We start from the raw sequence: 21,457 nt of genomic DNA, 5'->3' as shown, positions 1-21,457 counted from the left end.
TAACACCGCAACTGTCACCAAACGCCCATTGATCAAGGCTTTGACGCACGTGACATACAGCACCCCGGCTGGCGGGAACCGGGCGCGGCGCAGTGCGGCAAACCGTACAGGGCTCCGATTCCGGATCCGATTCGGCAGCCCGAACAGCGGGCGCACAAGGGGCTGTCGGGGCCGGCGGGCCATATCTGCAGGGGCCACTCACCGGCCAATCAAGGGCGATTTTCAGCCACCTATACTCCCTATGTATACACACGATGTACAGTCCGGGCATGTCAATCGGACACACTCTGCTCGCGCTCCTGGAGTCCGGCCCGCGCCACGGCTACGACCTCAAGCGCGCCTTCGACGCCCGCTTCGGCCACGACCGCCCGCTCCACTACGGCCAGGTCTACGCGACCATGTCGCGGCTGCTGAAGAACGGCCTGGTGGAGGTAGACGGGGTCGAGCAGGGCGACGGCCCCGAGCGCAAGCGCTACGCGATCACCGACGCGGGCGTCACGGACGTGGCGGACTGGCTCGCCCGGCCCGAGAAGCCCGAGCCCTACCTGCAGTCTGTCCTCTATACGAAGGTCGTCGTGGCCCTGCTGACCGGCCGGGACGCCGACGAGCTGCTGGACGCCCAGCGCGCCGAACACCTGCGGCTGATGCGCGAGCTCACCCGCCGCAAGACCGGCGGCGACCTCGCCGACCAGCTGATCTGCGACCACGCCCTCTTCCATCTGGAGGCCGACCTGCGCTGGCTGGAAATGACCGCTGCCCGGCTCGACCAGCTCGCCCGGGCGGTGCGCCCATGACGCCGTCGGGCTCCCTGCTCGCCGCGACCGGACTACGCAAGGCCTACGGGCCCACGACCGCGCTGGACGGCGCGGACTTCTCCGTCCACCCGGGCGAGATCGTCGCCGTCATGGGCCCCTCGGGCTCCGGCAAGTCGACATTGCTGCACTGCCTGGCCGGAATCATTCGCCCGGACGCGGGCGTCGTCCGCTACGGCGCACGCGAGCTTTCGGAGCTCTCCGACGCCGAGCGCAGCGCCCTGCGACGCGGCGAGTTCGGCTTCGTCTTCCAGTTCGGGCAGCTGGTCCCGGAGCTGACGTGCGTGGAGAACGTGGCGCTGCCGCTGCGGCTGGGCGGTCTGCGGCGCAAGGAGGCCGAGCAGCAGGCCATGCGGTGGATGGAACGGCTGGAGGTCGCGGACGCGCGCGGCAAGCGCCCCGGCGAGGTCTCCGGCGGCCAGGGCCAGCGCGTCGCCGTCGCCCGCGCGCTGGTCACGACCCCGCGCGTGATCTTCGCGGACGAGCCGACCGGCGCCCTGGACTCCCTCAACGGCGAGCGTGTGATGGAACTGCTGACCGAGGCCGCCCGCGACACCCGGGCCGCCGTCGTCCTGGTCACCCACGAGGCCCGCGTCGCCGCGTACTCCGACCGCGAGGTCGTCGTGCGCGACGGACGGGCGCGCGACATGGCGGGGGCGAGGCTGTCATGACCGGCCGCGACGACAAGCACGGGCGCGAGGGCGGGAACGGGCGCGGCGACGAGAACGGGCGCGAGGGCGGGGCTCCCCGCCCCGGTGGCGGCCCAACGGACCGGCCGACCGGGCCGACCGGGCCGTCCGGCCCCGCCGCCTGGCTCCGCGACCTGCTCATGGGCGCGCGCTTCACCGTCACCGGCGGCCGCGAGGGCCTGGTGCGCGCCGCCCTCACCGCCCTGGCCGTCGGCCTCGGCGTGGCCGTCCTGGCGATCGCCGCGTCCGTGCCGCAGCTGCTGGACGACCGCGACCGGCGCGACGCGGCCCGCAGCGTGTTCCCGGCGGGCGCGGACATCCCGCCGGACGACCAGCCGCACAAGGGCACGGGAACGCTCCTCTACCAGCGGGCGTCCACGGACTTCCGCGACCGGCCGGTCGACGGCGCGATCCTGCGCCCCGAGGGCCCCGGGGCGCCGGTGCCGCCCGGCGTCGGCACGCTCCCCGGCCCCGGCGAGATGCTCGTCTCCCCCGCCCTCGGCCGGCTCCTCGCCTCCGACGAGGGGAAGCTGCTGAGCGAGCGGTTCCGCCACCGGACCGTGGGCACCATCGGCGACGCGGGGCTCACCGGCCCCGACGAGCTCTTCTACTACCTGGGCAGCGACCGGATCGAGCAGGGCGGCGGCGTCGTCCGCATCGACGGCTTCGGCAGCAGCCGGGACGAACCCGTGGACCCGCGCGTCATCGTCCTGGCGGCCATGGTGTGCGTCGTGCTGCTGCTCCCGGTCGCGGTCCTCATCGGCACGGCCGTCCGCTTCGGCGGCGAGGGGCGCGAGCGCCGGCTCGCGGCGCTGCGGCTCATCGGCGCCGGCATCGGCTCCACCCGGCGGATCGCGGCCGGCGAGGCGCTGTGCGGCGCCCTGCTCGGCCTGCCGGCCGGGGCGGGGATCTTCCTCTTCGTCCGCGGTTTCGCCCCGCACGTCGCGATCCGCGAGATCGGCGTCTTCCCCGCGGACGTCACCCCCGACCCGGTCCTGGCCGCGCTGATCGCCGTCGCCGTGCCCGCCCTGGCCGTCGCCGTGACGCTGTTCGCGCTGCGCGGCGTCGCGGCCGAACCGCTCGGGGTCGTCCGCGACGCCCCGGTCCGGCGCCGGCGGCTGTGGTGGCGGCTGCTGATACCGGCCGCGGGTCTGGCCCTGCTGGCGCCCGGCGTGCTGCAGACGCGCGGCGCCCCGGGCTTCGGCTCCGCCTTCGCCGGGTCCGGGCAGCCGGTCCTGGTGGCCGCCGGTGCCGCGCTGCTGCTCACCGGGGTCGCCACGCTCCTGCCGTGGCTGGTCGAGGTGTGCGTGGCCGGGCTGCGGGGCGGGCCGCCGGCCTGGCAGCTGGCCACGCGGCGGCTGCAGGCGAACAGCGGCCCGGCCGCGCGGGCGGTCGCGGGCATCACCGTGGCGGTGGCCGGGGCCGTCGCCGTCCAGATGATGGTCTCCGGCATGCGGGGCGACGACGACGGGCCGCCGGGGACGGTCGCGAGCCACTCCCAGCTGCAGGCCGCCTACCGCCCGGGCACGCCGGACGAACTCCGCGCGCACACCGAGGCGTTCCGGTCCACGCCGGGCGTCCGCGACACCGTCGCCTTCGTGGAGCAGTACGCCGCCGCCGGCTCGGGCCCGGAGCGCAAGGTCACCACGGTGCACGTCGCCGACTGCGCCACCCTGAGCCGCATGGCGAAGATCGGCTCCTGCCGCGACGGCGACGTGTTCGTGGCGCAGGAGAAGGACGGCGACGTCGACACCGCCGGGCGGTTCCCGCCCGGCACCGCGCTGGAGATGGACGGCTTCGAGGAGGCGAAGGCCAAGGGCACGCCCGCCTACCGGTGGACGGTCCCGCGGACCGCGCGCGTCGTGGAGACGCGGACCGCCCCCGCCGGATCGGACACGTTCGGCATCCTGGCCACGCCGTCGGCCATCGACGCCCGGGCGATCCCGGACGCCCGCACCACCGTGCTGGCGCGGGTCGACCCCGGTGACCGCGACGACGCCATCGAGCGGTTCCGCAACACCGCCGCCGCCATCGACCCCGGCATGCGGGTGTGGCGCATGGGCGGCGTCGTGAAGAAGGACCAGCTCGCGGCCGTCGAGGGGGGACTGACGACCGGTGGGGTCGGTGTCCTCGTCCTCATCGGGCTGAGCCTCCTCGTCGCCACGGTGGAGCAGTTGCGCGAGCGGAGGCGGGCGCTGTCCGTGCTGGTCGCCTGCGGGACGGACCGGTCGACGCTGGCCTGGTCGGTGCTGTGGCAGACGGCGGTCCCCGTCGCCGTGGGCCTCGTGCTGGCGACGGCGGGCGGCCTCGGGCTGGGCCGGTTGATGGTGGCGCTGACCGGCGAGCGGGTACGGGACTGGTTCGCCTTCGTCCCGCTGGTCGGCGCCGGCGCGGCCGTGATCGTCGCGGTGACGCTGCTGGCGCTGCCCACCTTGTGGCGCCTGACTCGGCCGGAGAGCATGCGGACGGAGTGACGGGGGCGGGCGCCCCGGGGTGACCGACCGGGGCGCGCGGCCGGGGGCGGGTGCCGGTGACGGGTGCCGGGGGCGGAAGGGCCGGAGGGACGGTCCGGCCGCCCCCGGTCACCCGTTGACGATCCGTACGGGCAGCTTCCGCATCGCGATCCGCAGGGCCGCCGCGAACTGCTCGAACTCCCCCTGCCGCGCCGCCCCGGTCCGCATCGCGAGGGCGATCCTGCGCGAGGGCACCGGGTCGGCGAAGTGCCCGGTGGCGAGCTGTTCGTTGCGCTCGGTCTCGACGCGCAGGGCCGTGCGCGGCAGCAGGGTGACGCCCATGCCGCCGCCGACCAGCTGGACGAGCGTGGACAGGCCGGCCGCGCTGGTGGTCACCGCGGCGCCGGTCGTCCGGCCGGCCTCGCGGCAGATGTCCAGCGCCTGGTCGCGCAGGCAGTGGCCCTCGTCCAGGAGGAGCAGCTCCAGCTCGCGCAGGGCCTCCCGCGGGATGTCTCCGCGCTCGGCCAGCCAGTGGTCCCGGGGGGTGACCAGGACGAAGTCCTCGTCGAAGAGGGGGATTTCGCTGACGCCGGGCGCACCCAGCGGCACGGCGAGCAGCAGCAGGTCCAGCCGCCCCTGGGTGAGCCCGTCGAGCAGGGAGGACGTCTGCTCCTCGTGGACCTGCAGGTCGAGGTCGGGGTAGGAGTCGTGGACCAGGCGCAGGACCGTGGGCAGGAGGTAGGGGGCGACGGTCGGGATCACCCCGAGGCGCAGGACTCCGGTGAAGGGCGCGCGGGCCGCGTCGGCCTCCTCCATCAGGGCGGCTACGGCGTCGAGGACCGTGCGGGCCCGGGTGGCGAGCCGCTCCCCCGCGGGACTGAGCAGCACCTTTCTCGTCGTACGCTCAAGGAGCTGGACGTCGAGGATGTCCTCCAGCGCGGAGACGGCGCCCGAGAGAGCGGGCTGGCTCATCCCGAGCGCGGTGGCGGCGTCACGGAAGTGCAGGTGCTCCGCGACGGCGGCGAAGGCCCGCAGCTGGGCGAGGCTGGGCTGGCGGGGGCGCGAGCCCGGGGCTATGGAGGACACGGCCGGACCGGCCGGCGTCTGTGGTGGGTGCGGTGCGGACGACATGACTGATAAGCACCTCCGATCAACATCTCCCAGTCTAGCTATTTCCGTTATCAATGGCTCCTGTGGCAGGGTTGCTCATGTCCAACCCCGAGGGAAACTCCTGTCACGGGAGCTTCCCGCTCGCTGCAAGGAGAGCGCGTGCTCACTGTCGGTGACAAGTTCCCCGAGTTCGACCTGACCGCTTGTGTGGACCTCGACGCGGACAAGGCTTTCGCGCAGATCGACAACAAGACCCACGAGGGCAAGTGGAAGGTCGTCTTCTTCTGGCCCAAGGACTTCACCTTCGTCTGCCCGACCGAGATCGCCGCGTTCGGCCAGCTGAACGACGAGTTCGCCGACCGTGACGCCCAGATCCTCGGCGTCTCCGGCGACTCCGAGTTCGTCCACCACGCCTGGCGCAAGGACCACAAGGACCTCCGCGACCTGCCCTTCCCGATGCTGGCCGACGCCAAGCACGAGCTGATGCAGGCTTGCGGCGTCGAGGGCGAGGACGGCTACGCCCAGCGCGCCGTCTTCATCGTGGACCCGAACAACGAGATCCAGTTCGTCATGGTGACCGCCGGCTCCGTCGGCCGTAACCCCAAGGAGGTCCTGCGGGTCCTCGACGCCCTGCAGACGGACGAGCTGTGCCCCTGCAACTGGTCCAAGGGCGAGGAGACCCTCGACGCGGTCAAGCTCCTCGCGGGCGAGTGAGCTGATCTCCCATGGCGCTCGATGAGCTGAAGTCCGCCATACCGGACTACGCCAAGGACCTGAAGCTGAACCTCGGCTCGGTCATCGGCAACTCCGACCTGCCGCAGCAGCAGCTGTGGGGCACCGTCCTCTCCTGCGCGATCGCGACCCGCTCGCCGATCGTGCTGCGCGAGCTGGAGCCGGTCGCCAAGGCCAACCTGTCGCCCGAGGCGTACACGGCCGCCAAGTCGGCCGCCGCCATCATGGCGATGAACAACGTCTACTACCGCACCCGGCACCTGCTGTCGGACCCGGAGTACGGCAACCTGCGCGCGGGCCTGCGGATGAACGTCATCGGCAACCCGGGCGTGGAGAAGGTCGACTTCGAGCTGTGGTCGCTGGCCGTCTCGGCCATCAACGGCTGCGGCCTGTGCCTCGACTCGCACGAGCAGGTCCTCCGCAAGGCGGGCGTCTCGCGCGAGACGATCCAGGAAGCGTTCAAGATCGCCGCGGTCCTCCAGGCCGTCGGCGCCACCCTGGACGCCGAGAAGGTCCTGGCGGACAACGCCTGATCTGCTCTCCTGCTCTGATACGTGTGGGCCCCGGCCGTTGCGGCCGGGGCCCACACGTGTGTCCTGGACTGCGGTTCTCAGCCGCGGGGGGCCTCGGAGGAGGCTTGCGCAGGAGGCCCGTCCGGTGGCGCCGCGGCCAGGGCCTTGTCCTTGGCGTAGGCGCGCAGGTAGCCGACGACCGTATTGGTCACCGCGGCCAGCGGAACCGCGACCACCGCGCCGCCGATGCCGGCGACCAGGGAGCCCGCGGCCACCGAGAGGACCACCGCGAGCGGGTGGACGCGCACGGCGCGGCCGAGGATGAACGGCTGCAGCACGTGCCCCTCGATCTGCTGCACCGCGAGCACCACGGTCAGCACCATCAGGGCCGTGAAGACGTCCTTCGTCACCAGCGCCACGACCACCGCGAGCGCGCCGGAGACCACGGCACCGACCAGCGGGATGAAGGCGAACAGGAAGATGAAGACGGCCAGCGGCACCGCCAGCGGCACCTTGAGGAAGAACAGCCCTATGCCGATGAAGATCGCATCGATCAGGGCCACTATCACCGTGCCCCGCACATAGGCGGTCAGCGTCGCCCACGCGCGCGGGCCCGCGCCCGCCACGCCCTCGCGCGCCGCCGCCGGGAACAGCTTCAGCAGCCACTCCCAGATCCGCGGCCCGTCGTAGAGCAGGAAGAGCGTGCTGAACATCGCCAGCAGGATGCCGGTCAGCACCTCCAGGATCACCTGGACGCCCTCGATGCCGGCGGTGGTGATGTCCTTGGTGTTGGCGCCGATGGCCGTGCTGAGGTTGTCGGCGATGTTGTTGATCTGGTTCTCGGTGACGTGGAACGGGCTGGTGAGCAGCCAGTGCTTCAGGTCCTTGATGCCCTGCTGCACCTGTCCTGACAGGTCGTCGAGGTTGTCCGTCACCTGCCACACCACGAACCAGCCGACCAGGCCCATGACGACGAAGCCGGAGATGAACGTCATGGCCGTGGCGAGTCCCCGCGGCACCCCACGGCGCTTGAGCCAGGCGACGGTGGGCTGCAGCAGCGCGGTGATCAGCAGGCCGGCGACGAAGGACAGCACCACCAGGCGGACCGAGCTGATCACGCGCATCAGCACCCAGAGGGTGCCCGCCAGGATCAGCAGCCGCCAGGCGACCTCGGCCGCGACCCGCACGCCCCAGGGCACGACGGCCACGGGGTCGGGGCGCGCCGGGACCGCGGGTGCGTACCCGGGCGGCGGCGGTACGTGTTCGGGGTCGCCCGCGGCGGGCGCGGGTGCCGGACCCGGATGCCCCGGGCCGGACCCGGCGGAGTCACCGGCGGAGTCACCGGCGGAGTCACCGGCGGCGCCGGAACGTATCGGCAAGGAGGCGTGTGCAGGGTCGGCGGCGCGGCCGGACTCGGGCGCGCCGTCGGCACCGGTGGCGCCGGCGGCCGGCGCCGCGCTCTCCACCTCGGCCGTGCGCTCCTCGAGCCGCCGGGCGAGACGGGTCAGACCCGCTCCCACACCGCCGACCCATCGTGGCAATCTGGACATTTCTCTTCCTCTACCCCCACTCCCCCGTGGCCAGGGTGAACGTTACCCCTGACGGGTGACGCGGTAGGACAGCCAAGCCCCCGGCCTGATGAGGACCGGGGGCTTGCGAGGGCGGGGAAGTGACCGGCGCTAGGCGCGGCCGGTGCGCCCTAGTACCACTGGTTGGCCTGCCAGAACGACCAGGCGCCGCAGGGGCTGCCGTAGCGCTCGTTCATGTAGCCGAGGCCCCACTTGATCTGGGTGGCGGGGTTGGTCCGCCAGTCGGCGCCGGCGGAGGCCATCTTGGAGCCGGGGAGCGACTGCACCAGGCCGTACGCGCCGGAGGAGGGGTTCTCCGCCGTGTAGTCCCAGGTGCTCTCGTTGTTCACGATGTTGCTGAAGCACTGGAACTGGTCGCCGGGGACCATGGAGCGGGCCATCGCCTTGACCTCGGCGACGGAGTAGGAGCTCTTGGCGGGGAAGGACGAGGCGTCACGCGTCGCAGAGCGACTGCTGACCTGCTCCTTCTCCTCCTTCTCGCGCTCCTTGGCCTTCTCCTCGGCCTCCTCCTTCTTCTTGGCGGCCTCGTCCGCGGCTTCCTTCTTCGCGGTGGCGTCCTCGGCGGCCTGCTTGCGCGCGGCCTCCTCGGCGTCCTTCTTGGCCGCGCTCTCGGCGGCCTCGGACTGCGTGTCCGCCTGCTGGGTCAGGGAAGCGGCCTGTGCCCGGACGTTCTGTCCTGCGGGGATGTCCGCGAGGAGCGTCGTGTCCGCTGCGGTCGCCTCGACCCGGTCGTTCGTACCCTGGTCATGGCCTGCAGCGACACCCACGACGGCGCCGACGGTGGTGACCGCGGTGGCGGATGCCACGGCGAACCCCCGGACCGAAATCCGGCTCACACGTTTTCCTTCCAGCATCGCCCGCATGGGTGACCTCGCGAGCGCGATCGTGCCCCTGGCGCTGGCCTCCGTAATCGGTCACAGAAGGCACGGGCCCGTGGGGCCTCCCGCGAGGGAGGTCCGCGTGACGCTCGGGCGGCATACGGCGACGCTGTTCAGTTCTGGATCTGCTCTGCACCGCCCCGGTGAGGGGACGAAGTGCCGTATGCGGGGCCTGACAGGACCCAGACTCTGCCCGACCCGGTTGCCCCGAGGCAATTCCGGGTTACGTGGGAAAGGTCACACCTCGTTTATGCCTGGGCTTTTCCGGAAAGCCCGACGCACAACAGCGGCGCGCGGCTAAGCTCCTTGGCTTTGCCGCGCGCCACCGGGTATCGGCCTTCGGGGAACACTCCTCGGACAACGGCCTTCGGTGATGGGCCGGATGAGCCGGACGGGCCGGATGAGCCTGATGAGCCGGACAGGGCGGCCGTCTCCTCTCCTTTGAGGACGAACCCTGCCCGGTCTTTCGAGGACGAGCCCTATCCGGCGAGCCGCATCAGATCCGGCCTTCCTCCAGCATTTCGGTCACCAGCGCCGCAATCGGCGAACGCTCCGAACGCGTGAGCGTGACGTGCGAGAAGAGCGGATGCCCCTTCAGCTTCTCGACCACGGCGACCACGCCGTCGTACCGCCCCACCCGGAGGTTGTCGCGCTGCGCCACGTCGTGCGTGAGCACGACGCGCGAGTTGGCGCCGATGCGGGAGAGGACGGTCAGCAGCACGTTCCGCTCAAGTGACTGCGCCTCGTCCACGATCACGAAGGCGTCGTGCAGCGACCGGCCGCGGATGTGGGTGAGCGGCAGCACCTCCAGCATGCCGCGCCCGGTGACCTCCTCGATCACCTCGGAACTCGTCACCGCCGAGAGGGTGTCGAAGACGGCCTGGGCCCAGGGGCTCATCTTCTCCGCCTCGCTGCCCGGCAGATACCCCAACTCCTGCCCGCCGACCGCGTACAGCGGCCGGAAGACCATCACCTTGCGGTGCTGCCGCCGCTCCAGGACGGCCTCCAGCCCCGCGCACAGCGCCAGCGCGGACTTGCCCGTGCCGGCCCGGCCGCCCATCGAGACGATCCCGATCTCGGGGTCGAGCAGCAGGTCGAGCGCGACGCGCTGCTCGGCGCTGCGACCGTGGATGCCGAACGCCTCGCGGTCGCCGCGCACCAGCCGCACCGAGCCGTCGGCCGCGACCCGGCCGAGCGCCTTGCCCCGCTCGGACTGCAGCACCAGGCCGGTGTGCACGGGCAGTTCCGCGGCCTCCGGGACGTGGACCACCTCGGCGGCGAAGAGCTCGTCCACCTGCTCGGCGGTGACGGTGAGCTCCGCCATCCCGGTCCACCCGGAGTCGGTGATCGCAAGCTCCGCGCGGTACTCCTCGGCGAGCAGGCCGACCGCCGACGCCTTGATCCGCAGCGGCAGGTCCTTGGAGACGACCGTGACGTCGTACCCCTCGGCCTGGAGGTTGCGGGCGACCGCGAGGATGCGCGAGTCGTTGTCGCCGAGGCGGAAGCCGGCGGGCAGTATGCCCGTATCCGAGTGGTTGAGCTCGACCCTGAGCGTCCCGCCCAGATCGCCGATCGGAATCGGGGAATCCAGTCGGCCGAATTGCACCCGGTACGCGTCCAGCAGGCGCAGCGCCTGCCGCGCGAAGTAACCGAGCTCGGGGTGGTGCCTCTTGGCCTCCAACTCCGTGACCACCACCACGGGCAGCACGACCTCGTGCTCCTCGAAGCGGGACATGGCGCCTGGGTCGGCCAGCAGGACGCTGGTGTCGAGGACGTAGGTGCGCCGGTCGTTCTCACGGCGCTTCTTGCTGGTCACCACGGGTGGACGAACCCCCTCGGGGAGGTCGGGGCGCGACGGCGTCGCCGGGGAATGGGCCGGGATCGGAGCCCTTCGAGGGCCCGGCTGCGGCCCTCCGCGGGCGGCCGCGCGACCTGACAGGGCCGCTCGGTCCGCACGGTCGTCGTCCGTGTGCAAAGGGCCTCCCGGGCGGGCGGCCCCATGCCGCCCGCTGGCAGAGCGACGGTCTTAGGACAGACCGTCGGCCTGCAGGGGATATTCCCGCTGGACCGCTTGACCATGCAACGGCATATGCGGTGACGTGGTGAGCCACCGGTCCGTCAGGAGCCGTACCGGTGGCAGAAGGAGTTGCGGCCACGGGACCTCAGGAACCGTACCTGCGGTGCCGCGCCGCACAGCGCCTTGCGGGGGATAACCCCCGCGCCCCCAGCCGGATCCATGCGCAGCGCAAACGCCTCAGGAACCGTACCTGCGGTGCCGCGCCGCGTAATCCCGCAATGCGCGCAGGAAGTCGACCTTCCGGAAAGCCGGCCAGAAGACTTCGCAGAAGTAATACTCGGAGTGCGCGCTCTGCCAGAGCATGAAGCCGGACAGCCGCTGTTCACCGCTGGTGCGGATGATGAGGTCCGGATCGGGCTGGCCGCGCGTGTAGAGGTGCTTGGTGATGTGCTCGACGTCGACCGTCTCGGCCAGTTCCTCGAAGGACGTGCCGTTCTCCGCGGCTTCGAGGACCAGCGAGCGCACCGCGTCCGCGATCTCCTGCCGGCCGCCGTAGCCGACGGCCACGTTGACCAGTATTCCGCCGGTGCCGAGCGTGTCCTGCTCGGCCTCCTTCAGCACCGACTGCGTCCGGGCGGGCAGCAGGTCCATCGTGCCCACGTGGTGCACGCGCCAGCGGCCGTCCGCGGCGAGGCCGCGCACCGTGTTCTCGATGATGCCGAGCAGCGGGTTGAGCTCCACGGCCGGGCGGTCGAGGTTGTCGGTGGAGAGCATCCAGAGGGTGACGACCTCGACGTCCGTCTCGGCGCACCAGCCGAGCAGCTCGGAGATCTTGTCGGCGCCCGCCTGGTGACCCTGCTCGGTCGTGCGGCCGTCGGCCCGCGCCCAGCGGCGGTTGCCGTCGAGGATGACGCCGATGTGCTTGGGCACCTGCGCATGGTCGAGGCGGCCTTCCACCCGGCGTGCGTAGAGCCTGTACACCAGGTCGCGCAACTTCACGTTTCCAGCCCCTCCAAGCCACAGCGGTCGCCCCGAGGGCGCCACATTACTGCCCGCGTGTCACGGGAACCCAACTCGGTCTGTCACAAGACCGTGATAGTCAGATGCACATGACCGATTCCACACATTCCGCTCACTATCGTGCGGCCGATTCCCGCTACGACGCGATGGAGTACCGGCGAACGGGCCGCAGCGGGCTGAAGCTGCCCGCCATCTCCCTCGGACTGTGGCACAACTTCGGTGACGACCGCAGCCTGGAGTCGCAGCGCGCCATTCTGCGCCGCGCCTTCGACCTCGGTGTCACGCACTTCGACCTGGCCAACAACTACGGCCCGCCGCCCGGCTCCGCCGAGCTGAACTTCGGCAAGATCTTCGCACAGGACTTCCGGCCGTACCGCGACGAGATCCTGATCTCCACGAAGGCCGGGTATCTCATGCACCCCGGCCCGTACGGCGAGTGGGGCTCGCGGAAATACCTGCTGTCCTCGCTGGACGCGTCGCTGCGCCGGATGGGCGTCGACTACGTCGACATCTTCTATTCGCACCGGTTCGACCCGGAAACCCCGCTGGAGGAGACGATGGGCGCGCTCGCGTCCGCCGTGCAGCAGGGCAAGGCGCTCTACGCGGGCGTGTCCTCGTACAGCGCCGAGCAGACCGCCGAGGCGGCCCGGCTGCTGCGCGCGATGGGCGTACCGGCGCTGATCCACCAGCCGTCCTACTCGATGATCAACCGCTGGACGGAGGACGACGGCCTGCTCGACACCCTGGAGACGGAGGGCATGGGCTGCATCGCGTTCGCGCCGCTCGCGCAGGGCCTGCTCACCGACAAGTACCTGCAGGGCGTCCCGGAGGGCTCGCGCGCGTCGCAGGGCAAGTCGCTGGACCCGGGGCTGCTGACCGAGGACGTGGTGGGCCGGCTGCGCGGCCTGAACGCGATCGCCGGGCGGCGCGGGCAGTCGCTCGCCCAGCTGGCGCTCAGCTGGGTGCTGCGCGATCCGCGGATGACCTCGGCGCTGATCGGCGCGTCGAGCGTCGGCCAGCTGGAGGCCAATGTGGCCGCGCTGGGGTCTCCGAAGCTGACCGATGAGGAACTGGCCGAGATCGATTCCTTCGCGGTAAGCACCGAAGGCGTCAACATCTGGGCCCGCCGCAGCTGACCCGGGGCGGACCGGCCCGGGATGCACCGCATCGTCACCGTGGGTGACAAGGGGGAAAGAAAACGGGCCGGTCCGTGGGGGGGATACGGACCGGCCCGAGGGGGGGTTTCCACCTTAACCGGTCTGAGGCCGTGCTCGTTGCACCGACAGGGGTGACGGCGCGCGGGATGCTGACACTGGGTGACCTTTTTGATCTTGAACGAGTAGACGCGGCCGGTGTGTTCGGAGGCCCGGGGGGCCTGCCAGCACTGGGCCTACAGCGTAGAACCAGCCATTCGGCGGACAGCTCCGGTCGGCGCTTGGGAACACTTCGATAACGTCCGGAAAAATCACGGCCGACTTGACGCCGCGACGGGCTCGGGCGCGTCGGCGGCCCGTTCGGCGGCACCCTCGGCCGGACGGGTGAGGCTCCGCCGCGGAAGACCGGGAACGAGACCGGGAACGAGACCGGGAACGAGATCGGGAACAAGGGTGAGGACCCCGGCGACGGCCATGGCGGCGCCGAGCCACAGCGGCGAGCGCAGGCCGTAGGCGTCGATGGCCAGCCCGCCGAGCGACGAGCCGATGATGATCCCGAGGGTGATGAACGAGGAGTGGATGGAGTTGACCAGCGGGCCGGCGTTGCCGGCGCGCTGGACACGGGTGACCATCGCCGGGTTCATCGTGACGCCGACGAGGCCGATGCCCAGCAGGAAGGCCACCGTGGGGGCGGGCAGGTGCGCGGTCAGGGCGAAGCCGGCGAGGAAGACCGCGTTGAGGACGAGGCCGCACAGCAGGACGCGGACGGGGTACCGGTCCGCGAGGCGCCCGACGACCCAGTTGCCGACGACGGTGGCGGCACCGTAGGCGATGAGCAGCAGGGGCACGGAGCCGGCGGAGAACCCGGTGACCTCGGTGAGGACGGGGTTGAAGTAGCTGAAGGCCGAGAACGTCGCCCCGATGACGAAGGTGCTGGTCAGCAGCGTGAGCCAGAGCTTGCGGCGCTTGAAGACGGCCAGCTCGCCGCGGATTCCGCCGCCCCCGGCGGGCCGGTCCGCGTCGGGGATGCCGAGGGCCGTGCAGAGCGCGGCGAACAGGGCGAGGGCGGAAATGACCCAGAAGGCGGCGCGCCACCCGAAGTGCTCGCCGACGAGGGTGGAGAGCGGCAGGCCCAGCAGGGTGCCGAGCATCAGGCCGTTCATGGCGACGGCGACGGCACGGCCGCGCACCTCCGGACGGGTCAGCTGGGAGCACAGGGACAGGGAGACGCCGAAGAAGGCCTGCGCGGCGACGCCGGTGACGATCCGCGCGGCCAGCATCGCGCCGTACGTGGTCGCGGTGGCGGCCAGGACGTTCCCGGCGAGGAAGACGGCGAACAGCGTCAGCAGGGCGGCCCTGGGCCGCAGCCGCATCACGGCGACGGTCAGGAACGGTCCGCCGGCGGCCATGGCGACCGCGAAGGCGGTGATGAGATAGCCGATCTCCGGAACGGTGACTCCCAGCCCGTCGGCCATCTGCGGCATCAGGCCGGCGACGACGAATTCGCTGGTCACCATCGCGAAGATGCCCAGGGCTAGGAGGTAGACGGCGCGGGGCATGGTGGGGTGCTCCTCGGTGCTTGGGTAGGGCATGGTTTTGGATTGCTCAGTACAAAATCAAGGCACGAAAAGGCATAAAGGTATGAATCAAACGGAGAGGAAGAAGGAGAGGTAGAAGAGGAGAGACGAACCGGCAGAGAAACGGACCGGCCGCACCCCCAGGAGGCGCGCCCCGCCCGTCAGAGCGCGTCGACCGTGGTCCGCATGATCCCTTCGAGCGCCTGCCGCCCGATGCCGGCCCGGGCGGAGACGCGCATGCCGCCGACGGCCGCGATCACGAAGTGCGCGAGGGCGCCGGCGTCCTTGGCGCGGTCGATGTCACCGTCCCGCTGCCCGGCTTCAATGGCGGCCTTCAGCGCCTCGAACCGCCGCCGGTAGTCACGCTCCAGCACGCCGGCCACCTCGGGGTCCCTGGACCCCAGCTCGATACAGGTGTTGACGACCAGACAGCCGCGCCGGTCCTCCGGGTAGAGCCCCTCCTCCTCGATGATCACACCGAGGAGTGCCCGGATCTTCTCCTTCGCGGGCATCTCGCCCTCCAGCACCGCGTCGAGGTTCCCGTTCTTGCGCTCCATATAGCGGAGCAGGGCCCGCCGGAAGAGGTCGTGCTTGCTCTTGAAGGTGTTGTAGATGCTGCTGCGGCCCAGGCCGGTGGCGTCGCACAGATCCTGGGTCGAGGTCGCCTCGTACCCGGCGGTCCAGAACGCCTCCAGCGCGGCGTCGACCGCCCGCTCCTCGTCGAACTTCCTCGGTCGGGCCATGGTGGGAACCGTAGCAGTTTTGGATCACCCATTCCAATACTTTCGGGCCGCTCAGCCGATGCCCGTCCCTCCGGTCAGCACCCCCAGCCAAGCGCCTGCGATCATGAAGGGCCCGAAGGCCAGCGCCGAGCCGCGGCCCGCGCGGCGGGTCACCAGCAGCGCCACCCCGTAGAGGGAGCCGAGCATCAGCCCGGCGAAGGCTCCCAGGAACAGCACCTGCCAGCCGTACCAGCCGAGCGCACAGCCCAGCCCCACCGCCAGCTTCACGTCACCGAAGCCCATCCCCGCCGGGTGGATCAGGAACAGCGTGAAATACCCGCCGCCCAGCACCAGGCCGCCCAGCAGCGCGCCCGGCCACGACCCGGCGGCCCCGGGTATGAGCGCGGCGGCGCCGAGCAGGACGGCCATTCCCGCGGCCAGGGGCAGCGTCAGCACATCCGGCAGTCGCCGCACCGAGCGGTCGACCGCCGCCAGCACCACGGCCACCGGCGCGGCCAGCAGCCACACCGCGAGCTCGGGCCGGGCCCCGACCCCGGCCGCCAGGACCCCGCACACCAGGGCGGTCATCGCCGCGGGCCACAGCGCCCCCTGTCCGTACGCCTCGCCGCACACGCCGCACCGCGCACGGCCGAGCCACCCCCCGACCGCGTGCCCGCACGGGCCCGCCGACCGCCAGGGCTCCTCCGGCTCGACGCTCAGCCGATACCGGGCCCGTGGCACCAGCAGGCCGGCCCCGGCCCCGTAGACGACCGCCAGCATGATCAACAACGCCTCCATGCCCCGAGAATACGGAGATCCGCCCGCACCCGCCGGGGCCTGTGGATAAAGTCCGGGCATGCCCCGCAGACAGGACGGCACGGCGCAGCTGCACATCCCCGGCCGGCCGCCGGTCCCGCTGGAGATCGCCGCGTCCTACCGTGCCCGCACCCGGGGGCTCCTGGGCCGGGATACCCTCGAAGGCGCACTGCTCCTCACGCCTGCCACGAGCGTGCACACCTTCCGGATGCGCTTTCCCATCGACGTGGCCCACCTGGACCGGGACTTGACCGTCCTCGCGGTGCGCACCATGCGGCCCGGCCGACTCGGAGCGCCGCGGCTGCGGGCGCGCCACGTGCTGGAGGCAGCGGCGGGCGCCATGGGCGGCTGGGGCCTGCGCCCGGGCGTCCGGGTGGAGATCCGGGACGCGGATCCGGCCTCCGGCCCCGGGCTCCCGCGCCCCCTCTAGCCCCTTCAGTTCCTCATCCCCCTCAGCCCCCTCAGCCTCTTACGCACCGGGGCGGCGGGCCCGGCGGCGGGCCGCCAGCGTCCACCCCGCGAGGCCGACCAGCAGCGCCGAGCCTGTTCCCACGCCCGCGTAGCCGACGACGCGCAGCCGACCGTCGGGGCCGCCGCCCACGGGGGCCGCTGCACCGCCGGCGGCTGGCTTCGGGTCCGGCCCGGCCGGCCGGGCGGCGGCCACGTCGACGTCGAGCGTGACGGGCACCTCCGCGGAGGTCCCGCCGGCCTTCGGGCTCACGCTCACCTGGAGGTAGTACCACCCGGCGAACCGCATGCCGCGGACGGCGTCACCGATCGCCACACCGTTGGCGTAGGCCGCCGGGGGCGTGGCCAGGGAGACCGTCACGGGCCTGCCCTGGTAGCCGGTCGTCCTGTTCATCACGTATCCGCGGGCGGAGTTGTTCAGCCCGAGGCGCACCCCGCCGGCCACGTACCGGGCGGTGGGGCCGCCGCTGGGGGCCGCTCCGAACCGGGCCCGGGCGAAGAGCTGCCGGCCCGCGTCGACCGAGACCCGGTAGAAACGGGTCTCACCGGGGCGGAGTTCGTCCTTCCAGGAGCCGGCGGCCACCTCGGCCGCGTCGTGGAAACCGGATCCGCCGGTGATCTGCGTGCCCGGCCCGTCGGGCATCTCCGGCACCTGCGAGGACCAGGTGCCGCCCGAGGCCGACGGGCCGCCGCCCCGGACACCCGGCCTCCCCGCGTCCGGCGGAGCCGTGACGTACTTCAGCTCCACGGGCACCGGCGAGCCGTCCCCGCCCGTGGCATCGCCCCGCTCCAGTACGAAGTGGTACGTCCCCGCGGACGCGCAGGGGCTGCCCGACCGCACGACCCGTTCCGCGTAGTCGGCGACGGGGTAGGCGCCCCCGGCCGACAGGAACGTGCGGTGCCGCCCGCCGCCGCAGGGCGTCCCGTCCGGCGCCTCCAACGCGACCTCGATGCCGTCCCTGGGGCCCATGGTGCTGCCGGGGCGGGGAGCCGCCACGGCGGAGACGTACGCGCTGGACCCGCCGTCCAGCTCCACCGTGTAGTACCTGCGCTCTCCCGGCCGGACGGAGTCCTTGTACGTCTGCGGGCCCGGTCTCAGTAACGGCCCGCCCTCCTTGGCCGCGGTCCCTTCCACCAGCTGTGCCCCCGGCGCCATCACGTACGCGGCCGGGGTCCCTGTCTCGTCTGCCGCTCCCGCCCGGCCGGTCACCGCCATCAGGAGCCCCAGCGCCGTCACCCCGACGATCCCGCCCCTCGCCTTCCCGTGGCCCCGCATCCCACGCCTCCCTCACCACTCCCCCGGCACCCGCGCCGTCCCATCCTGCCGTGCCACCCGGGGAGTTCGCGAGCCTTCAGCCCTCTGCGCGGAGGTCGTTCAGCGCCCTTCGGACCGTGCGGACCATTAGCCGAGGACGGTGGAAGACGTCGTCCCGGGTGAAGCGGAGAATGCGGCACACTCCGGGGCAGCCGGCCAGATCGTTGAAACGCATGGCGTCGTTCTGATGGGCGGCCCTCGTGCCGTGCCAGGTGAACCCCTCGATCTCGATGCCGAGTCCCTCCGCGCGGAAGAGGAAGTCCAGCCGCGCCGTGCGCCCGCGGGCCGTCGTGACCTCGGCCTGGGACTCCGGGTGCAGTCCCTCCCGCCCCATCTCCAGCCGGGCCTTGGTCTCGGCCGGGGAGCCGCTGGCCGGATCGGTGAGCGCCAGAGCCCGGCGCGCCGGGCGGGTGCCCGGGCGGCGCGCCGCCTCGTCCAGGGCCAGGGCCACGTCCTCCCGTCGGGCCAGGCCGCGGGCGAACGCCGAGTCGGCGGCGATGACCGCCTCTTCGGCAGGCAGCACCCGCAGCAGATCGGACAGCGTCCGCACCGCAGTCGTGACCCGGACGCCCGCGACCACGGTGACCTCGCTCTCCGCCAGCAGGACCCGGTGCGAGACGACCCCCGCTCTGCGTCTGCGCCCTTCGAGAGCGGTGAACTCGGGCCTGCACGGCCGTATCAGCGCGATCCCGTGCGCGGCGGCGGCCGAGGTGTGGCTCGCGACGAGCTCCGGGTGGTGCAGTTGCAGAGCCCGCAGTCGCAGCCGCAGACCGGCCTCGCGGCCGGGCTCGGCCCACGCGCCGGCATGCAGCCGGGACCAGCCCGCGCGGCGCAGCGAGCGGGCCGCTCCGCCGGGCGACAGTCCGGCGGCCACGGCCTGGGACGTCAGCACGACGCCGCCCTGTACGGCGGCCAGTTCACGCAGGCGCGGGTGATCTGCCTTCATCCATCCAGCACAGCGCATACCCGCCCCGCACCGCGACCCCTGTGGACAACCGCCCCGGGGGCATGGGCACCCCTATCCGCGCCGCGGGAAGCTCACCTCCACCCGGCGATTCTTCCTGCGCCCCTCCTCCGTGGAGTTGTCCGCGATCGGGAACTGCTCCCCGTACCCCCGGATCTGGTACGTGACAGAGGACGAACCGATCTCGCGGGCGAGTTGCCGCTGGACCGCGTTGGCACGTTCCTTCGACAGGGACAGGCCGTGTGCGACGGAGCCGAGGTTGTCGGTGAAGCCGAAGACGCGCAGGGCGCCCGCCTTCTGCTTCTTCACCTCCGCCGCGATCGAGCTGATGCGCTTGCCGGCTTCGCCGCTCAGCTGCGCGCTGTCCTTGCCGAAGAGGACCTCGGCCTGCAGGGCGAAGGTGACATCGACGTTGGTGTCCTCGCGGCGCTCGTCCCCGCCCTCGGTCTCGACCACGGACTTGATGTCGAGGACGCGCCCCGCGGCGAGCTTCGCGCCGGAGCGCAGCTTCAGGTCCGGATCAGCGCTGTCGATCTTGACGGGTGGGGTGGTGTTCGCCGGACTGCCCGGGCCGCCGGCGCCGGGGCGTCCCTGCGCGGCGGCGGGCGGGGCGGCGGGTGTGACGGCGAGGATCGTGGTCAGGGCGGCGGCGAGAGCGGTGCCGCAGCAGGCCCGGAGCGTCGGCACGGCGCCCTCACCCCGAGATCTTGATGTGGACGGACGGCATGGCGGGCAGTTGGAAGTCGACCTCGGTGACGTCGTCCGGGGGCGCGGGGAACTGGGCGAAGACCGGGCGGGTCTCGTTGGGCTTGACGTTGGTCAGGCCCGTGCTGCACAGGCACTCCCCGTCGGTGTCACGGAGCACGAGATAGCGCTTCTTGCTCGCCTGGTCGACGAGTGAGGCTCCGGAGACGGAGGACCTGGACTTCATCTCCGTCTCCTTCGACGACCAGTGGATCGCGTTGAACGGCCTGGAGCCGCGGTTGGTGAGTGTGCCGTTGACGGTGACGAACCCGCCCTTGTCCCGTACGGCTGAGGTGAGGGCGATGGCCGTGCCGTCCGGGCCTTCCATCTCGCCGATCCCGTCGGAAGCGGGTTCCCGGGCGCGGTTCTTGGCCTCGCCGTGCTGGGCGGCGGGCTTCTTGGAGCTACGGGCGTCCGCGCCATCCTCGCCCTTGTCTCCTCCGTCGTCGCCGCAGCCCGCCACGGCCAAGGCCATGACGGCCGTGAGCACGGTCACCGCCGCGCGCCCGCGGGCCTTCGTCGTGCGCCGCATTCTCATGGTCGCGTTCCTTCGCTCGTCGGGCGGGCTTCCGCTGCACGGGCCGCGCGGGACAGCACCGGGCCGGGCCTCCGGCCGCACGGCGCCGCACCGTGCAGCCCCTCCGCACGGCCCCTCACTCGCCGTCCGCCAGGCGCACGGTGAAGAGCGTGGTCGCTCTCACCAGGGTCCCGTGCCCGCCGGGTTCGATCCTTACGGTCTCGCCGTCGCAGACGACCTCGACGGCCGGCTTGTGCTCCGCGGGGCTCCCGGGGCCCGGGCCGCCGGACGGTTGCGGGCTGCCGGACGGCCCCGGCGGGGGCCCCGATGGCTCCCCTTCCGGGGGCTTTTCCCCGGGCGGCTTCGCCGTGCACCGCGGCTCGACCACCGCACGCGCCGTCGCGGTCGCGTGCCGGTCCTCGGTGCCGGGGACAACCGATTTACCCACCGCCTCGGCGGACCTGACCGTGACAATGAAGGAGACGGGCAGCGGACCCCACGAGGCCGAGCAGCGCCCTTGCACGTCGGCACCGTTGGCCTCCGCGTACGGGCCCGCCTCGTCGCAGGCCGCGGCCGCATCGCCCAGGCGGCCGACAAGCCAATCGGTCCAGGGGCCGCCTGCACCGACGGCCGTCAGGAGACCGGTACGGAGCTGATCACGGTAGGCCTGTGCGGCGGCGAGGGCCGCCGCGTCGGCCGCGGTCTGGGTGCCGTTCTTCGTGGCGCCCGCGCGACCGACGGCGAAGAACGCCAGGGCGAGGAAGAGGAGGGCGGCCACGGCGGTGATGTAGATCGGGAAGGCCTGCCCCCGGTCGTCCGCCGCCCGCGCTCCGGTCAGCCGCTGGTGACCTCGCTGATCTTGTCGGAGATGGCGCTGGCGATCGCGCTCCCGAAGTCCGTCCTGGTCAGTACGAGAACGATGGCCACGACCACGGCGATGATGCCGAGGTACTCGATCGCGGTCTGGCCACGGTCGTTTCCCGGGAGGCGGCCCCTCCGCGGAAAGCGGTCGTTCCCCACGAAGCGGATCCTCCCCAAGAGGCGGCTCTTCCCCGCGAAGCGCTTCCCCATCACGTTCCCCTCCATCGGCAGCCTGCCCCGTCCGTCCTGGCGGGCGAGCACAAGAAAAGTACGCCGGTTCAGCCGCGGCGGAACAGTGCCTCCGCCACCATTCACCCACCGTTGAAGCGAGTTGGGGAATCACCCGCACCACCTGAACCACACGCACCGCACGGCTCGGCCGGTCCATCCGCCCCACCCCCGCCCCGCAGTGCCCCGCCGAGGATCCTCCGGAGAACGACTGTCCCACATCCCATTGCACCCGCGAAGGGTTCTTCCGCAATGACGCCTCGGTCATGCCAACCCCGC

21 protein-coding genes are annotated in these 21,457 nt (G+C 72.1%); 7 read left to right on the top strand and 14 right to left on the bottom strand.

What is annotated here, in order from left to right; all coding sequences use genetic code 11:
* Positions 1–269 precede the first annotated feature (269 nt).
* Genes NQU55_RS10450 through NQU55_RS10440 form a run of 3 tightly spaced genes read left to right on the top strand, consistent with a single transcriptional unit; the run spans position 270 to position 3,975 of the window.
* Positions 270–794, top strand: coding sequence for a PadR family transcriptional regulator (locus NQU55_RS10450; RefSeq protein ID WP_168095031.1), 525 nt, complete (start codon positions 270–272; stop codon positions 792–794).
* Positions 791–1,483 (top strand): ABC transporter ATP-binding protein, encoded by a 693-nt coding sequence (locus NQU55_RS10445; RefSeq protein ID WP_256790331.1) that lies wholly within the window; start codon positions 791–793, stop codon positions 1,481–1,483. Before NQU55_RS10450 ends, NQU55_RS10445 begins: the two co-directional genes overlap by 4 nt.
* Positions 1,480–3,975 (top strand): FtsX-like permease family protein, encoded by a 2,496-nt coding sequence (locus NQU55_RS10440; RefSeq protein ID WP_240977037.1) that lies wholly within the window; start codon positions 1,480–1,482, stop codon positions 3,973–3,975. The genes NQU55_RS10445 and NQU55_RS10440 overlap by 4 nt, the downstream gene beginning before the upstream one ends.
* A gap of 108 nt (positions 3,976–4,083) precedes the next feature.
* Here NQU55_RS10440 and NQU55_RS10435 read toward each other — a convergent pair whose 3' ends face one another.
* A complete protein-coding gene (locus tag NQU55_RS10435) occupies positions 4,084–5,085 on the bottom strand; it encodes a LysR substrate-binding domain-containing protein (RefSeq protein WP_168093707.1) in 1,002 nt (333 codons plus the stop codon).
* Positions 5,086–5,223: 138 nt separating this feature from the next.
* Here NQU55_RS10435 and NQU55_RS10430 point away from each other — a divergent pair, with 138 nt between their 5' ends.
* Together NQU55_RS10430 and NQU55_RS10425 are read left to right on the top strand one after the other, a co-directional pair.
* Positions 5,224–5,778 carry a peroxiredoxin gene (locus NQU55_RS10430; RefSeq protein ID WP_030367520.1) on the top strand — a complete coding sequence of 185 codons (555 nt, stop codon included), beginning with the start codon at positions 5,224–5,226 and terminating at the stop codon, positions 5,776–5,778.
* Between the two features lie 11 nt (positions 5,779–5,789).
* Positions 5,790–6,329: an alkyl hydroperoxide reductase gene (locus tag NQU55_RS10425; protein WP_058046027.1), complete on the top strand. Its 540-nt coding sequence runs from the start codon at positions 5,790–5,792 to the stop codon at positions 6,327–6,329.
* 77 nt (positions 6,330–6,406) lie between these two features.
* On the opposite strand, the gene NQU55_RS10420 is transcribed toward NQU55_RS10425, so the two are convergent.
* From NQU55_RS10420 to NQU55_RS10405, 4 genes are all read right to left on the bottom strand, one after another.
* Entirely contained in the window at positions 6,407–7,858 is a 1,452-nt protein-coding gene (locus NQU55_RS10420; protein WP_168093708.1) for an AI-2E family transporter, read from the bottom strand.
* A 149-nt stretch (positions 7,859–8,007) separates the two neighbouring features.
* Complete coding sequence (locus tag NQU55_RS10415; protein ID WP_443744697.1) at positions 8,008–8,733, bottom strand: aggregation-promoting factor C-terminal-like domain-containing protein; 726 nt, start codon at positions 8,731–8,733, stop codon at positions 8,008–8,010.
* Between the two features lie 538 nt (positions 8,734–9,271).
* Entirely contained in the window at positions 9,272–10,594 is a 1,323-nt protein-coding gene (gene phoH2, locus NQU55_RS10410; protein ID WP_168093710.1) for an RNA 5'-3' helicase PhoH2, read from the bottom strand.
* Between the two features lie 435 nt (positions 10,595–11,029).
* A complete protein-coding gene (locus NQU55_RS10405; RefSeq protein WP_168093711.1) occupies positions 11,030–11,791 on the bottom strand; it encodes an isoprenyl transferase in 762 nt (253 codons plus the stop codon).
* 104 nt (positions 11,792–11,895) lie between these two features.
* Here NQU55_RS10405 and mgrA point away from each other — a divergent pair, with 104 nt between their 5' ends.
* The gene (mgrA, locus tag NQU55_RS10400) at positions 11,896–12,948 is read left to right on the top strand and encodes an L-glyceraldehyde 3-phosphate reductase (RefSeq protein WP_372504675.1); all 1,053 of its coding nucleotides are present in this window, start codon (positions 11,896–11,898) and stop codon (positions 12,946–12,948) included.
* 329 nt (positions 12,949–13,277) lie between these two features.
* Here the strand turns inward: mgrA and NQU55_RS10395 are convergent, their stop codons facing one another.
* The 3 genes from NQU55_RS10395 to NQU55_RS10385 form a co-directional block, all read right to left on the bottom strand.
* Positions 13,278–14,525, bottom strand: a complete 1,248-nt coding sequence (locus NQU55_RS10395; protein ID WP_168093717.1) for an MFS transporter — start codon at positions 14,523–14,525, stop codon at positions 13,278–13,280.
* Between the two features lie 179 nt (positions 14,526–14,704).
* Positions 14,705–15,286, bottom strand: coding sequence for a TetR/AcrR family transcriptional regulator (locus tag NQU55_RS10390; protein WP_168093713.1), 582 nt, complete (start codon positions 15,284–15,286; stop codon positions 14,705–14,707).
* A gap of 51 nt (positions 15,287–15,337) precedes the next feature.
* The gene (locus NQU55_RS10385; RefSeq protein ID WP_168093714.1) at positions 15,338–16,063 is read right to left on the bottom strand and encodes a prepilin peptidase; all 726 of its coding nucleotides are present in this window, start codon (positions 16,061–16,063) and stop codon (positions 15,338–15,340) included.
* A 58-nt stretch (positions 16,064–16,121) separates the two neighbouring features.
* Between NQU55_RS10385 and NQU55_RS10380 the strand changes: the two genes are divergently transcribed.
* On the top strand, positions 16,122–16,511 hold the full coding sequence (locus tag NQU55_RS10380) for a DUF192 domain-containing protein (RefSeq protein ID WP_168093715.1): 390 nt from the start codon (positions 16,122–16,124) through the stop codon (positions 16,509–16,511).
* Between the two features lie 39 nt (positions 16,512–16,550).
* Here the strand turns inward: NQU55_RS10380 and NQU55_RS10375 are convergent, their stop codons facing one another.
* The 6 genes from NQU55_RS10375 to NQU55_RS10350 all read right to left on the bottom strand — a co-directional run bounded on the left by NQU55_RS10375 (position 16,551) and on the right by NQU55_RS10350 (position 21,109).
* On the bottom strand, positions 16,551–17,825 hold the full coding sequence (locus tag NQU55_RS10375) for a hypothetical protein (RefSeq protein WP_256790329.1): 1,275 nt from the start codon (positions 17,823–17,825) through the stop codon (positions 16,551–16,553).
* A 76-nt stretch (positions 17,826–17,901) separates the two neighbouring features.
* Entirely contained in the window at positions 17,902–18,810 is a 909-nt protein-coding gene (locus NQU55_RS10370; protein ID WP_256790327.1) for a putative endonuclease domain-containing protein, read from the bottom strand.
* A gap of 72 nt (positions 18,811–18,882) precedes the next feature.
* Positions 18,883–19,515: an OmpA family protein gene (locus tag NQU55_RS10365; protein WP_256790325.1), complete on the bottom strand. Its 633-nt coding sequence runs from the start codon at positions 19,513–19,515 to the stop codon at positions 18,883–18,885.
* 7 nt (positions 19,516–19,522) lie between these two features.
* On the bottom strand, positions 19,523–20,110 hold the full coding sequence (locus NQU55_RS10360; protein ID WP_168095934.1) for a hypothetical protein: 588 nt from the start codon (positions 20,108–20,110) through the stop codon (positions 19,523–19,525).
* 115 nt (positions 20,111–20,225) lie between these two features.
* Positions 20,226–20,927, bottom strand: coding sequence for a pilus assembly protein TadG-related protein (locus NQU55_RS10355; protein WP_168095939.1), 702 nt, complete (start codon positions 20,925–20,927; stop codon positions 20,226–20,228).
* Entirely contained in the window at positions 20,924–21,109 is a 186-nt protein-coding gene (locus NQU55_RS10350; RefSeq protein WP_168095935.1) for a hypothetical protein, read from the bottom strand. The genes NQU55_RS10355 and NQU55_RS10350 overlap by 4 nt, the downstream gene beginning before the upstream one ends.
* Positions 21,110–21,457: the final 348 nt, after the last annotated feature.

The organism is Streptomyces telluris (genome assembly GCF_024519335.1).
GTDB classification, from domain to species: domain Bacteria; phylum Actinomycetota; class Actinomycetes; order Streptomycetales; family Streptomycetaceae; genus Streptomyces; species Streptomyces telluris.
This window is presented reverse-complemented; position numbering and strand designations above follow the sequence as displayed.

Excerpts from the sequence above, each read along its gene's own strand:
- NQU55_RS10450 (WP_168095031.1), top strand. The coding sequence starts at position 270 with ATGTCAATCGGACACACTCTGCTCGCGCTCCTGGAGTCCGGCCCGCGC.
- NQU55_RS10445 (WP_256790331.1), top strand. The coding sequence starts at position 791 with ATGACGCCGTCGGGCTCCCTGCTCGCCGCGACCGGACTACGCAAGGCC.
- NQU55_RS10440 (WP_240977037.1), top strand. The coding sequence starts at position 1,480 with ATGACCGGCCGCGACGACAAGCACGGGCGCGAGGGCGGGAACGGGCGC.
- NQU55_RS10435 (WP_168093707.1), bottom strand. The coding sequence starts at position 5,085 with ATGTCGTCCGCACCGCACCCACCACAGACGCCGGCCGGTCCGGCCGTG.
- NQU55_RS10425 (WP_058046027.1), top strand. The coding sequence starts at position 5,790 with ATGGCGCTCGATGAGCTGAAGTCCGCCATACCGGACTACGCCAAGGAC.
- NQU55_RS10420 (WP_168093708.1), bottom strand. The coding sequence starts at position 7,858 with ATGTCCAGATTGCCACGATGGGTCGGCGGTGTGGGAGCGGGTCTGACC.
- mgrA (WP_372504675.1), top strand. The coding sequence starts at position 11,896 with ATGCACATGACCGATTCCACACATTCCGCTCACTATCGTGCGGCCGAT.
- NQU55_RS10395 (WP_168093717.1), bottom strand. The coding sequence starts at position 14,525 with ATGCCCCGCGCCGTCTACCTCCTAGCCCTGGGCATCTTCGCGATGGTG.
- NQU55_RS10390 (WP_168093713.1), bottom strand. The coding sequence starts at position 15,286 with ATGGCCCGACCGAGGAAGTTCGACGAGGAGCGGGCGGTCGACGCCGCG.
- NQU55_RS10385 (WP_168093714.1), bottom strand. The coding sequence starts at position 16,063 with ATGGAGGCGTTGTTGATCATGCTGGCGGTCGTCTACGGGGCCGGGGCC.
- NQU55_RS10380 (WP_168093715.1), top strand. The coding sequence starts at position 16,122 with ATGCCCCGCAGACAGGACGGCACGGCGCAGCTGCACATCCCCGGCCGG.
- NQU55_RS10375 (WP_256790329.1), bottom strand. The coding sequence starts at position 17,825 with ATGCGGGGCCACGGGAAGGCGAGGGGCGGGATCGTCGGGGTGACGGCG.
- NQU55_RS10370 (WP_256790327.1), bottom strand. The coding sequence starts at position 18,810 with ATGAAGGCAGATCACCCGCGCCTGCGTGAACTGGCCGCCGTACAGGGC.
- NQU55_RS10360 (WP_168095934.1), bottom strand. The coding sequence starts at position 20,110 with ATGAGAATGCGGCGCACGACGAAGGCCCGCGGGCGCGCGGCGGTGACC.